This window comes from Maribacter sp. UBA3344 (assembly GCF_002362375.1).
GTDB lineage: Bacteria > Bacteroidota > Bacteroidia > Flavobacteriales > Flavobacteriaceae > Maribacter > Maribacter dokdonensis.
In genome coordinates, this window is the sequence record NZ_DERI01000011.1 from 50,268 (window position 1) to 62,965 (window position 12,698).

Genomic DNA, 12,698 nt, shown 5'->3' on the forward strand with positions numbered 1-12,698 from the left:
AACTCAAATATAAAAGCCGTTCAGAAATGAACGGCTTTTTCTATTTTATACTACCGGTTGAACCAGTTTCATGTGGGGTAAGGTAAAAGGTTTGTTTTGGTTTTAGACCTTTTTCTTTTCTATGGGAAACAAAGATGATCGCGGTGTCCGTCTCTTCTGCAAATTTGTTGACCAAAGCTACTAACAATGCAGCGGAATCATCATCCATACCTGCTGTGGGTTCATCTAATATTAATAATGGTGGTTGTTTTACCATGGCGCGTGCCGTCATGACCAGTCTTTGTTTACCCGTAGATAAAGCATTGAAAAAAGTGTTTTTAATATCACTAAGGTCTAATAGCGCCAACCATTGCTTTATTATTCTTTGCTGAAACGCTGTTGGTTTTACATATAAGCCTACAGAATCATTTAAACCGGAGATAAGCATATTTTCTATTGAGTGTCTTCCGCTGAACTTATCGGTCATTGCAGGGGCGTAATAACCTATCTTTTTCTTGATGTCCCATACACTTTCACCACTACCTTTTTTACTGCCAAATAGGTGAATGTTTTGACCATAGGCTTTTGGGTTGTCACCAAAAATCATGGAAAGTATAGTAGATTTACCACTGCCATTGGTGCCTGATAGTTGCCAAAAGTCACCTTTGTTCACTGTCCAATTTATACTGTTCAATATTTTCTTTTCACCATAGGAAATACTTACATCTTTAAAATTGATCAACATATTAGGCAAGTTAATAAAGTCAATACCCGATTGTGGAACGGTGATGGTTGTAAAGCTTTCTGGGATTTGGATTTCGGCAGAAAGCGGATTTTCTATAACTTGAAAGTTGTTCTTTATAATACTGCCATAATGGTTGATAAAAGAAAGAGTGTCTTCTTTTCTACTGGCCAGTTGAATAAAGGAAATATGCTTTGAGTGATTTTCAAGTATGGTTTTAAGATTTTCTTGAAAGGAAATGTCCAAATTATCAAAAGGATTATCTAGTATTATATAATCTGGCCGTTCATTAAGCAAGTAATGTAACAAGGCTCTTTTTTGCTCTCCACTAGACATGGTTTTTAACGATTGCCCAAAACTACTAATTATCTTAATGTCATGTTTATCTTCCTCGTCTATTAATTTTTCTAGGGTAAAATGAGAGAAAAGTCTTCCTGTTTTTTGTTTAAAATATTGGAGTTCAATAGGTGTTCTTCCTTGTTGAAAATCTTTAATGAAACCTTTCTTGTTTGAGTTGTTGTCTAAATATATTACCCAATGATTCATTTTGCGTTTATTCTATAAATATGAACTGTGTTATTATGGTAAGTGGTGGTAAAATCTATAATCATACCATTTTTCAATGCCGTTTTTTGCGATGGAATATTATCTACCTGTATAATTGAAATTAAACTGTTTGTCCATTTTTTTTCAAATGCTATATGTTTGCACTTTTCTGCAGCCTCAAAGGCGAAACCTTTTCGCCAATATTCTGGTAGAATGGAATAACCAATTTCAAACTCTTGTTTACCATCTACCTGTTGTAATAGAACACCACAGAGTCCAACCAAGGTGTTGGTGCCTTTTAAAAATAAAGCATTTAAACCACCTAGGTTTGCCTTATATCTCTCAAAGATTCTTTGAAATTGTTCTTCGCAGGCAACTCTAGGGTCGTTTGGTAGTCCAGACCAGTATTGGCTGCTTAATGGTTCTTCATGAAATGGTAGCCAGTGTTCAAAATCTAATGGTTTAACTTCTTTAAAAAGTAAACGATCAGATTCTTCATTGAATAAAACATATGCTGGCATTATTCTCTTTTAATTAAACGCAGGATTAAGACATTACTTTCTGCTAAAACTAATGCTATCACCAATAGATAAGCCCAATTCTTGTGATAGACCTGCATTGATCTCTAGTACGTATTTTATGGGTACTTGTGAAGATAAACCATCTTCATTTAGTGGTTGTGCATTTTCTTGAAAACTGGCAATTTTCAAATTTTCTTTTAAATAGATGATATCTAATGGAAACTCTGTGTTCTTCATGTAAAAAGAATGCATTCTTTCATCAGGAAAAATGAATAACATACCTTCATTGATTGCCATACCTTTTCGGTACATTAGTCCGGTTTGGGTTTCATAATCTGTCTCGGCAAATTCAATATTGAATTTGGTTTTAACGGTGTCACTGGAGTTTAGAAAAATAGTTAAATCTCCTTCATGTGAAAAATCAATAGTTTCTGTAGCTATGGTCTTTTTAGATTCTTCCTTGCATGAAAAAGCTAAAGTAGCTATGGTAGCCACTACTATCAAGCCTTTATTTATTTTACTGAACATTACGCAGTTTTTGTTTTTCTGAACATGAAATAGAAACCTACTAGTATAAAGGGGATACTTAACCATTGACCGGTAGATAGTAAACCTAACGATTCTTCAAATCCGCCTTGACTTTTCTTAACGAATTCAGCCAAGAAACGAACTGTCCAAAGTAATACGAAGAACAACCCGAATAAATAACCGGTTTTGTTCTTTTTATCTGTTTTCCAATATAGAAAATACAACAGAATAAAAATGAAAATATAACCTATTCCTTCATATAATTGTGCTGGATGACGGTATGGAATTTCTGCTAGATATTGAGAAAACTGTGGGTTGTTTTCTATAGCGGCATAAGCGGCGTTCAGTGTTTTCTCTTGGGTAATACCCAATGCTTTTGATGGGTGTAAGTCATCTGAATCCCGAATAAACTTTGTGGCAAAAATGAAATTTTCATCTACCACTTTGCCGTTGATCTCAGAGTTGAAAAAATTACCTAAACGAACACAAAAAGCCCCTATGGCAACAGGTATTACCATTCTGTCAAAAATCCATAACATGTTAAATTCAGGATATTTTCTTGTATACAAATAGGTGCCAATTATAATACCAAGTGTAGCTCCATGACTGGCTAGACCAGTAAAGCCGGTAAATTCATAACCATCTATTAAGCCAAAAAGTAGACTGCCAGTATCACTTTCCCGTACAGGTATTAAAATCTCAATAAGGTGATTAGAGTAATATGCCCAGTCATAAAAAAACACATGACCTAATCTTGCCCCTAGCATGGTGCTTAGAACGGTGTATATGAATAGGGAATCTAATTGTTCTACCGATTTTTTCTCGTTAAGAAAAATCTTTTTCATAAGAAACCAACCTAAGGCGAAGGCGGTTATCCAAAGTAGATTGTAATACTTTATTTGAATGAAACCAATATTGAAAAGTGTCTCGTTCGGATTCCAAGTAATTCCTAAGAAATGCATGTGTTGAATTTTGAATGGCTAAGATAATAAAATAGAAATCTACCTAGCCGTAAGATTTGGGAAATTGGTTTTGTTATGAGTTAAAAGAGAGTTAAGTATGTAAATGAGAGAAAATGGAGAATAGGAAATGGAATATAGAGGTGGGAAAATAGCAATATTTGGTGATTTGTCTAAGTCAAAGTTTTGACCAACGAAACCTTTAAATTTTATTAGTTTTTTTGAGCTTGAACTCGAATTTTGAATTTGATCCTTATTTAAGGAACTGGGTCGTAGCCTTTTCCGCCCCAAGGATTGCAGCTAAAAATACGCTTTGTTGCCATCCATCCTCCTTTAAAAAGACCATGTTTTTTTAATGCTTCTAACGTGTATTGAGAACAAGTAGGGGAGTATCTACATGTTGCTGGGGTATAAGGGGAAATTACCACTTGGTAAAACCGGACTAGAAATACGAAAGGAGCAATAAGGATTTTTTTAAAGGAAATTTTCACGATGATAAATTAATAGCCCAAATTTACTATAAAAGGATTAACTATATAAAATAAGAAGCCCGGATGGTTTGCATCCGGACTTCTAAAATTAAAATGGTTTTTGTTTAGGCTCCTATTCTTATGGGTTCTAAATGTTCGGCCTCTTCTTCGGAGTATAACCTAGATTTGATTAAAAATCGAAGACCTAACGGGATTTCCAATGAAAAACTAGAGCCAATACCTGGGGTAACGTCAACAGTCAGCTGGGTGTGTTTCCAATATTCAAACTGATCTTTTGACATATGAAAGTCGCAACCTTCAATAGTGCCAAGCCAAACATCGTTATCATCCAGCATTAAATCGCCTTTTTCAAAACACATGGGTGAGGAACCGTCACAGCAACCGCCACTTTGGTGGAACATTAGCTCACCGTGTTTCTCTTTTAGCTGTGCAATTACTTCTGCGGCTTTTTTAGTTACCAAAACTCTTTTTGTTTTCATCGTATTTCGTTTTTAGAAGAATCCCATTTTTTTCTTATCGTAGGAAATAAGCATGTTTTTGGTTTGGCGATAGTGTGCCAACATCATTTTATGGTTTTCCCTACCGATACCTGATTTTTTGTATCCACCAAATGGTGCATGTGCAGGATATAGGTGATAGCAATTTACCCAAACTCTACCGGCTTTTATGGCTCTTGAAATCTGGTATGCCTGGTGGGTATCACGTGTCCAGACACCAGCACCCAATCCATATAGGGTGTCATTTGCAATTTCTATGGCCTCTGCTTCATCTTTGAAAGTGGTTACACAAAGTACGGGACCAAAAATTTCTTCTTGAAAAACACGCATTTTGTTATTTCCTTTTAGAATTGTGGGTTGTACGTAATATCCACCTTCCAAGCCTTCATTATAGGCTTGTGCGCCTCCTGTAAGAACTTCACAACCTTCTTCTTTTCCTATATTGATATAGCTAAGTATTTTTTCAAATTGATCGTTTGATGCTTGTGCGCCCATCATGGTATTGGGATCTAAAGGATGCCCCATTTTAATAGCTTTAGTGCGCTCAATTACACGTTCAATAAATTTTTCGTAAATACTTTCTTGTACCAACATTCTAGAAGGACAAGTACAGACTTCGCCTTGGTTTAAGGCGAACATATTGGCACCTTCCAAACATTTGTCAAAGAATTCATCATCGGCATCCATAATACTCTCAAAGAAAATGTTTGGTGACTTTCCACCAAGTTCAAGAGTAACAGGGGTAATGTTTTTTGATGCGTATTGCATAATTAATTGACCTGTTGTTGTTTCACCGGTAAAGGCTATTTTGTCTATTCTAGGGCTAGATGCCAAAGGTTTACCTGCCTCAGCACCAAATCCGTTTACAATATTAAGTACTCCGTCAGGTAATATTCCTTCAATAATTTCCATTAATATTAAGATTCCCACGGGTGTTTGCTCTGCTGGTTTTAATACTACACAGTTACCTGCAGCTAAAGCCGGAGCCAGTTTCCATGTAGCCATTAGTAGAGGGAAGTTCCAAGGGATAATTTGACCAACGACTCCTAATGGTTCAGTAACGTTCAATGCCACAGTGTTAGCATCCAATTCACTGACCGAGCCTTCTTCTGCTCTAATGACACCTGCAAAATATCTAAAATGGTCTACGGCCAAAGGTAAATCTGCAGCGCGTGTTTCTCTAATGGCTTTACCGTTGTCCCAAGTTTCGGCTCTAGCCAACACCTCAAGGTTTTGTTCTATTTTATCGGCAATCCTTAATAGCATATTGCTTCTTTCGGTCGCAGAAGATGAATTCCATGAAGGTGCAGCTTCCCATGCGGCATCAATTGCCTTTTCAATATCTTCAGATGTTGATCTCGGTATTTTTGTAAACGATTTACCGTCTACCGGAGAAATATTTTCAAAGTATTCTCCTTTACTTGGGGCTACCCATTTGCCACCAATATAATTTTCATATTGATTTTTAAATTTGGGTTTTTGAAGTACGTCTTTTTCTACAGTTGCTGTTGTGCTCATAGTATATGATTTAAGTTAATATTAGAAATGTATGTATTGGTAGCTAGTCAATACGATATTCTAAATGTACCCTACGCTTATATCTTTTGTCTGACGGATTCTACGAATAATATGAACAATCCTATCAATTATTGATTTTATGATTTTTTTAAGTATATATTTTTGTAAATTCCTTAAAATAAAATCAAAATAGTTGTGATTAAGTTATCAGATAATTTCCTAGAAGGAAGGCGTTTAGAGACCATGGTGGAGAACCAGACATCTTACACAATGAACAATGCCGCCATGCATGTTTTTGAAACCCATGAACAAGCAGCTAGTGTTCTTTTAAAATTTGAACAGCCAGTTTTGGCCAGTATGATCCAAGGGAAAAAGATTATGCATTTACGAGATTATGAGGCATTTGATTTTTTACCTGGAGAATCTTTGGTTCTACCTGCAAACGAAAGTATGTGTATTGATTTTCCTGAAGCTATGGCAAAAAATCCTACAAGATGTTTGGCAATGGCTATTTCAGAAGATAAGATAAATAAGGTATTACAGTTCATGAATGAGAATATGCCAAAAAGTACCAAAGAGGCATGGGGATTAATGGACTATAATTTTCATTTTGTAAATGATAGGGGTATATACCAAATCATTCAGAGATTGTTGTTTTTGTTTTCAGAAGACCACCCATCAAAAGATATTTTTGTGGATAATATGTTGAGAGAGTTGATCATTCGTATTTTACAGACCAATGAACGTAAAATTTATAGTAATACTACATTGTCCATTAAAAAGGAAAGTAGGTTGACCGAGGTTATACGTTATATTAGAAATAACGTTCATAAATCTTTAAATGTAGATGACCTTAGTAAGATGGCTTGTATGAGTCCCTCTCACTTTTATAGGACTTTTAAGCAAGAGTTAGGGATATCTCCCGTGGAGTTTATCAATAACGAGCGTATAAAATTAGCGGTAGGTCTATTGCAAGATCCTAAAAGAAGCATAAAAGACGTATATCTTGACTGCGGATTTGAAAGTAGATCTTATTTCAATAGGGTTTTTAAAACAAGACAGCATTTAGCGCCAGGTGAATACCAGTCTAAAATTCAAAAATCAAAATATTTAGATTAAAGGCTATACGTTGTACCTTCTTTACCGTCTTTTAATTGAATACCCAATTCTGCCAATTGATCTCGTATTTTATCTGAAGTAGCAAAGTCTTTATTTTCCCTTGCCGCTTTGCGTAACTCGATCAATAATTCTACAACACCTCCCAGTTTTTCAGTATCTGCGTCTGAACTGTTTTTGTTCTCCAGGCCTAAAACATCAAAAACAAAATTTTGTAAGGTTTGTTCTAATTCTTGTTTATCTGTTTCGGTTATAGATTCAGTGCCTTCTTTTATTAAGTTAATATGCTTAACAGCATCAAAAAGCTTTGCTATTAAAATAGGCGTGTTAAAATCATCGTTCATGGCGGCATAGCAAGTTGCTTTCCAACCTTTAACATCAAAATCGGTAGTTTTGCCCGTTTGTAAAGATTTCAACGAATTAAAAGCCTCCATAAGTTTATTGAATCCTTTTTCAGAAGCTAACAACGCATCATTGCTCATATCTAAAATACTGGTATAATGCGCTTGCATCATAAAAAACCTTACCATGGACGGGGAAAAGGGCTTGCTTAAAATATCATTTTCGCCAGAAAAAATTTCACCAGGGAGAATGCTGTTTCCTGTAGATTTTGCCATTTTTCTGCCGTTCAGGGTCAACATATTTGCATGTAACCAATAATTGACCGGACTTTGGCCATTGCATGCTTCAGCTTGGGCAATTTCGCATTCATGGTGTGGGAATTTCAAATCCATACCGCCCCCGTGAATGTCAAATGTTTCTCCTAAGTATTTGGTGCTCATGGCTGTACATTCTAAATGCCAGCCTGGAAAACCATCTCCCCAAGGTGATGGCCATCTCATAATATGCTGTGGCTCCGCTTTTTTCCACAAAGCAAAATCTTGAGGGTTGTGTTTGTCATCTTGGGCAGCAAGATCACGTGTATTGGCAATCATATCTTCAAGCTTGCGCCCGCTTAATTTACCATACTCATGTTCTTGATTAAATTTTGCAACATCAAAATATACAGAACCATTGGTTTCATAGGCAAATCCCTTTTCAAGAATATCCTTAATGATTTCAATTTGTTCTATGATATGTCCTGTAGCGGTAGGCTCAATACTTGGTGGTAAAAAATTGAATTTTTCCAATATATTATGAAAATCTACAGTATAGCGCTGTACAACTTCCATTGGCTCCAATTTTTCTAACCGTGCCTTTTTTGCAATTTTGTCTTCACCGTCTTCAGCGTCATCTACCAAATGACCTGCATCGGTAATATTGCGCACATAACGTACTTTATAGCCAAGATGTTTAAAGTATCTGAAAATCATGTCAAAGGACATAAAAGTTCTACAGTTTCCTAAGTGTACATTGCTATACACCGTAGGTCCACAAACATACATGCCAATATGGCCTGTGTTTATGGGTTTAAAAACTTCTTTTTTTCCGGTAAGGGAATTGTATACTTTGATTTCTTGACTTTCGTACAATTGCATAAAGCTGTATGCTATTAAAAATGGGTGTCTAAATTAAGGTAGTTCAAAAACTCGCGGCGTACCAATTCTTCCTTGAATTTTCCACCATATTCAGCTGTTACCGTGCTACTGTCTATGTCACGTATGCCTCTTGAGTTTACACAAAGGTGCTTGGCATCAATTACACATGCTACGTCTTCCGTACCTAACGCTTTTTGTAATTCTCTTACGATTTGAATATTTAAACGTTCTTGAACTTGAGGTCTCTTGGCATAGTAATCAACGATACGATTCATTTTTGAAAGCCCAACTACGGTACCGTTAGAAATATAGGCTACGTGAGCACGACCAACAATAGGTAATAAATGATGTTCACAAGTGGAGTACAAAGTAATATTCTTTTCCACCAGCATTTCACCATACTTGTACTTGTTGTCAAAAGTAGATGCCTTTGGTCTTCTACTAGGGTTTAAACCACCAAAAATTTCATTGACATACATTTTTGCAACTCTATTAGGCGTACCTTTTAAACTGTCATCGTTTAAATCTAAACCTAAAGTATGCATGATTTCACGTACGTTATTGCGAATACGTTCAATTTTTTCGGCATCGTCCAAATCAAAAGCGTCTGAACGTAAAGGAGTATCTTCTGACGTAGAAATATGATCGTTTCCTATTTCGTCAAATTGATTTTCCAGTGTATCCTCAATTTTCATTTTATCTTTCTTTTACAAGCTGCAAAGATATACAATATGTGACACTTTATAACCAAATGCGGGCATTACACAACATAAATTAGCCATAACGTTAAGGTCTCGTTAATTTTATTTTTCCAAATCAAGAGGCCCCTATGACCAAGTATGGTATATCTATTTTATTAATTTGTTTTTTTGGCATATTCACTTGCTTTGCGCAAGTGTCGGCAGATTGCGCCAATGCGGTTCCTATTTGTTATAATACTCCGGTCAATGGAGGTACAAATGGTTATGGAATTGATGATTATAATGGTGCGTCAATTTCTGGTTGTATTACTCAAGGTAGTGGTACGATTGAAACGAACTCCGCTTGGTATACCTTCAAAATTGGAGAAGTAGGGCAATTGGGGTTTAATATTGGGTTCGATTCAAACGAAGATTGGGATTTCGCACTTTACAGAACTAACGATTGTAATGCACTGGGAGATCCGGTGAGATGTAACTATTTTGATAATTCTGATGATAGCAGTTATATAGGGGTGGGCGAAGACCCTACAGGCATAGAAAATATACAGTATGATGATTGGTTATTGGTAGAGCCGGGTGAAGAATACCTCTTAATGATCAATAACTTTAGTAATAATAACTCCGGATTTTCCATTCAGTTTTCAGGGACTATTTTTGTTGAGTATCCTAATTCAGCTTTGGACTGTGATATTATAGACAATTTGCTAGGCCCGCCTATTATAGCATGTGATAATGAAACGGTAGTATTAGATGCTACAACGACCGATGCTATAACCTATGAATGGTATTTAGATGCAGGTACAGGCTATCAACGTATACCTGGTGAAAGTGATCCAGAATTATCAGTGGCGGTTTCTGGAATGTACCGCGTTTTGGTTGTGAGACCTTTAGGGAATAATTTAATAAGTGAAACACAGGTGGCATATGCCCCTTCTCCAGAAACTTATGAACTAGAAGATGAAACGGCATGTTTAGATGGTACGGTCATTGATTTTAATGAAAAAGATGCTGAAGCATTGGGCGGGCAAAGTCCCCTAGATTTTCGTGTATCTTACCATGAAAGTTTTGAAGACGCTTTTAATGGTGCCAATGCGCTTTCTAAAGAGTTTGTGCCTACACAAGTTTCCCAAACTATATATGTTAGAACAACTTCTATAGAAAATTCTATGTGTTTTGATGCTTCTGAGTCTTTTGAGGTGGAAGGAATAGAATTGCCCGTTTTAGATTTTGATACTGAGGTTTATATCTGCGGAGATGAGCCGGTAGTCACCATTGGTCAACGTATACCTGATGCTAGTTTTACGTATGAGTGGAGTTCAGGTCAAACAAGTTCTTTAATTACAGTGGCAGAACCAGGTGTTTATACCTTATCGGTGACCAATACGCAAGGGTTGATACAATGTATTACCGTAAGATCGGTTACCGTTGTTTTCTCTAGTCCGCCCGTTATATCCGATATTACTATTGAATATGAGGATGATGCATCAAACATGGTAAATGTTTATTTAGAAGAGAATGGTGATTTTGAATATCAGGTAGATGATCAAGCACCGCAAAATAGTAGTGTATTCAATAATTTATTTCCAGGAGAACATACAATAACGGTACGTGACCCCAATGGCTGTGGTTCTGATACCAGAGATATTGTAGTAGTGGGCTTTCCAAAGTTTTTTACCCCAAACGGTGATAATGTTAACGATGTTTGGAAAGTAGATGGTCTATCTGCATTAGAAGATCCGGTGATCACTATTTACGACCGTTATGGTAAGTTGTTATATCAGATATTCGAAGATTCCAGTGGTTGGAATGGTTCTTTCAATGGGCAGTTATTGCCGGAATCCGATTACTGGTTTAAACTTTCTTACACCAATTCTTTAGGGGAGAATACCAACGCATCATATATTAATAACCACTTCACTTTAAAGCGTTAAAGGTAATAATTGGCAGTGAGTAGTGTATTTTATCGATTAAATGCCAGAATCTTCGCTGTAAGATACTAAAGCAGGTCATGTGTAGTTATAATATACATCACGTATACTAAATAGTTACACTTTTTATGAGAATACTCATTTGTTCTATTTGTTGTTTGTTTCTTTTCTGTTATAAAGTAAGCGCACAAAATTCAGCCGATTGTAGAACGGCTATACCTGTTTGTGCCGATCAACCTATAATGGGCATAGCCGGTGGTTCTGGTGACGTAGATGATTTTGATCCGGAAGTTATAAGAGAAACAGGGTGTCTAGAGAAAGGAAGTCTAACTTCGGCCAATATTGAATTCAATACATCTTGGTTTGTTTTTAGGGCAGGTACCGGCGGTCAGGTTGGTTTTGATATTGAGGCGTTGCCTTCAACTGGTTCTACACCTACGGCAGAATGGGATTTTGCAGTTTATGGACCAGATGTGGATTGTGCAGCTATTAGCAATGGAACGGCACAGCCAATTCGTTGTAATTACGAAGTGAACGATACAAACTTTACCGGTCTTGGTATAAATCCCGATAGTGGTCAAGAAGGTCAGGCATCGTTAACAGGTAATCAAAATACATATGATGAGTATTTAGATGTGTTGCCAGGTGAGATTTATTATATTTTGATCAACAATTTTGCAGACAATTTTACGGGTGACCCAGAGCCATTTATGTTAACTTTTACAGGTAGTTCTGTTAGTGCTGATCAAGATACTGCCTTAGATTGTACCTTAAGGGATGAATTTTTAGGATTGGATATTGTTGCTTGCGAAGGTGATGACCCTATCACCATTAGTGCGTTGAATTCCCCAGCGGGTGCGGATATCGCCAGCGTTGAATGGACGGTAGATTATGAAGACGACGGTATTATTGATGATACATTAACGGGTTCAGGAGATTTTGGAGCGGAATTGGTTATTGTTAGCCCAAATACAGGACGTTATTTTGCAAGTATTACAACGGCATCGGGATCTCCGCCAACGGTAAGCGATGATAGTGGGGTGTTGGTTACGTTTTATGGCACACCTATTTTGGAAAGAGTGGAAACATTGGATACCAATCTCTCAATTGATCCAGATCAAAATAATATCGAATTTTTTGTTGAGGGTGATGGGGACTATGAATATGCGATCAATGACGGCGTATTTCAAGATAGTCCTGTTTTTATGAATGTTCCACCTGGTGTTAACACGGTTATTATTAATGATAAAAATGGTTGCGGTATTACTGATCCCTTAGAATTTTTGGTCGTCGGGTATCCAAAGTTTTTCACCCCTAATGGGGATGGTATTAATGATGACTGGAATGTAGAGGGAATAGAGACGTTAAGTGATCCTGTTGTGTTTATTTTTGATAGGTATGGTAAGCTTCTAAAGCAATTGGGTTCAACAGATGCTTGGGACGGAAATTACAATGGACAGCAAATGCCATCTACAGATTATTGGTTTCGCTTTGAATATGGTGAACAAGAAGATGCCTTATTAGTTGCCAAAACCCGAAAAACTCATTTTTCACTAAAAAGGTAAAACCCTCAGGACAGGCTCATGAGGCATTTAAAGGAAACAAACTTTTAAATTCTAGGCAAGCCTTGGGGTATTATGCCCTTAGGCGGTGCCAATAAAATAAAAAAGGGGAGCAATTTGCTCCCCTTTTTT

Annotated in this window: 12 protein-coding genes; 3 read left to right on the forward strand and 9 right to left on the reverse strand. The window is 36.6% G+C overall.

What is annotated here, in order from left to right; translation table 11 throughout:
* Positions 1-40: 40 nt before the first annotated feature.
* The 7 genes from B2Z27_RS07785 to B2Z27_RS07815 form a co-directional block, all read right to left on the reverse strand.
* A complete protein-coding gene (locus B2Z27_RS07785) occupies positions 41-1,267 on the reverse strand; it encodes an ATP-binding cassette domain-containing protein (RefSeq protein ID WP_286813249.1) in 1,227 nt (408 codons plus the stop codon).
* The gene (locus tag B2Z27_RS07790) at positions 1,264-1,788 is read right to left on the reverse strand and encodes a GNAT family N-acetyltransferase (protein WP_286813250.1); all 525 of its coding nucleotides are present in this window, start codon (positions 1,786-1,788) and stop codon (positions 1,264-1,266) included. Before B2Z27_RS07790 ends, B2Z27_RS07785 begins: the two co-directional genes overlap by 4 nt.
* A gap of 33 nt (positions 1,789-1,821) precedes the next feature.
* Positions 1,822-2,316 (reverse strand): DUF192 domain-containing protein, encoded by a 495-nt coding sequence (locus tag B2Z27_RS07795; RefSeq protein ID WP_286813251.1) that lies wholly within the window; start codon positions 2,314-2,316, stop codon positions 1,822-1,824.
* Positions 2,316-3,278 carry a prolipoprotein diacylglyceryl transferase gene (gene lgt, locus B2Z27_RS07800; RefSeq protein WP_286813252.1) on the reverse strand — a complete coding sequence of 321 codons (963 nt, stop codon included), beginning with the start codon at positions 3,276-3,278 and terminating at the stop codon, positions 2,316-2,318. Before lgt ends, B2Z27_RS07795 begins: the two co-directional genes overlap by 1 nt.
* 254 nt (positions 3,279-3,532) lie before the next feature.
* A complete protein-coding gene (gene yidD / locus B2Z27_RS07805) occupies positions 3,533-3,766 on the reverse strand; it encodes a membrane protein insertion efficiency factor YidD (RefSeq protein ID WP_414673604.1) in 234 nt (77 codons plus the stop codon).
* 104 nt (positions 3,767-3,870) lie between these two features.
* Positions 3,871-4,245: a DUF779 domain-containing protein gene (locus tag B2Z27_RS07810; protein WP_058103656.1), complete on the reverse strand. Its 375-nt coding sequence runs from the start codon at positions 4,243-4,245 to the stop codon at positions 3,871-3,873.
* 12 nt (positions 4,246-4,257) lie between these two features.
* Entirely contained in the window at positions 4,258-5,781 is a 1,524-nt protein-coding gene (locus B2Z27_RS07815) for an aldehyde dehydrogenase family protein (protein WP_074672528.1), read from the reverse strand.
* Positions 5,782-5,976: 195 nt separating this feature from the next.
* Here B2Z27_RS07815 and B2Z27_RS07820 point away from each other — a divergent pair, with 195 nt between their 5' ends.
* Positions 5,977-6,900, forward strand: a complete 924-nt coding sequence (locus B2Z27_RS07820; RefSeq protein ID WP_244745008.1) for an AraC family transcriptional regulator — start codon at positions 5,977-5,979, stop codon at positions 6,898-6,900.
* Here B2Z27_RS07820 and cysS read toward each other — a convergent pair.
* Positions 6,897-8,375: a cysteine--tRNA ligase gene (gene cysS, locus B2Z27_RS07825; RefSeq protein ID WP_099189388.1), complete on the reverse strand. Its 1,479-nt coding sequence runs from the start codon at positions 8,373-8,375 to the stop codon at positions 6,897-6,899. The genes B2Z27_RS07820 and cysS overlap by 4 nt on opposite strands.
* A gap of 14 nt (positions 8,376-8,389) precedes the next feature.
* Positions 8,390-9,070: a GTP cyclohydrolase I FolE gene (gene folE, locus B2Z27_RS07830; RefSeq protein WP_058103653.1), complete on the reverse strand. Its 681-nt coding sequence runs from the start codon at positions 9,068-9,070 to the stop codon at positions 8,390-8,392.
* A 134-nt stretch (positions 9,071-9,204) separates the two neighbouring features.
* On the opposite strand from folE, the gene B2Z27_RS07835 reads away from it, so the two are divergent.
* Together B2Z27_RS07835 and B2Z27_RS07840 are read left to right on the forward strand one after the other, a co-directional pair.
* Positions 9,205-11,007, forward strand: a complete 1,803-nt coding sequence (locus B2Z27_RS07835; RefSeq protein WP_286813253.1) for a T9SS type B sorting domain-containing protein — start codon at positions 9,205-9,207, stop codon at positions 11,005-11,007.
* Between the two features lie 125 nt (positions 11,008-11,132).
* Positions 11,133-12,569 carry a T9SS type B sorting domain-containing protein gene (locus B2Z27_RS07840; protein ID WP_286813254.1) on the forward strand — a complete coding sequence of 479 codons (1,437 nt, stop codon included), beginning with the start codon at positions 11,133-11,135 and terminating at the stop codon, positions 12,567-12,569.
* The last annotated feature ends 129 nt before the right edge of the window (positions 12,570-12,698 follow it).

Excerpts from the sequence above, each read along its gene's own strand:
- folE (WP_058103653.1), bottom strand. The coding sequence starts at position 9,070 with ATGAAAATTGAGGATACACTGGAAAATCAATTTGACGAAATAGGAAAC.
- lgt (WP_286813252.1), bottom strand. The coding sequence starts at position 3,278 with ATGCATTTCTTAGGAATTACTTGGAATCCGAACGAGACACTTTTCAAT.
- B2Z27_RS07835 (WP_286813253.1), top strand. The coding sequence starts at position 9,205 with ATGACCAAGTATGGTATATCTATTTTATTAATTTGTTTTTTTGGCATA.
- B2Z27_RS07795 (WP_286813251.1), bottom strand. The coding sequence starts at position 2,316 with ATGTTCAGTAAAATAAATAAAGGCTTGATAGTAGTGGCTACCATAGCT.
- B2Z27_RS07785 (WP_286813249.1), bottom strand. The coding sequence starts at position 1,267 with ATGAATCATTGGGTAATATATTTAGACAACAACTCAAACAAGAAAGGT.
- B2Z27_RS07790 (WP_286813250.1), bottom strand. The coding sequence starts at position 1,788 with ATGCCAGCATATGTTTTATTCAATGAAGAATCTGATCGTTTACTTTTT.
- B2Z27_RS07840 (WP_286813254.1), top strand. The coding sequence starts at position 11,133 with ATGAGAATACTCATTTGTTCTATTTGTTGTTTGTTTCTTTTCTGTTAT.
- B2Z27_RS07815 (WP_074672528.1), bottom strand. The coding sequence starts at position 5,781 with ATGAGCACAACAGCAACTGTAGAAAAAGACGTACTTCAAAAACCCAAA.
- cysS (WP_099189388.1), bottom strand. The coding sequence starts at position 8,375 with ATGCAATTGTACGAAAGTCAAGAAATCAAAGTATACAATTCCCTTACC.
- B2Z27_RS07810 (WP_058103656.1), bottom strand. The coding sequence starts at position 4,245 with ATGAAAACAAAAAGAGTTTTGGTAACTAAAAAAGCCGCAGAAGTAATT.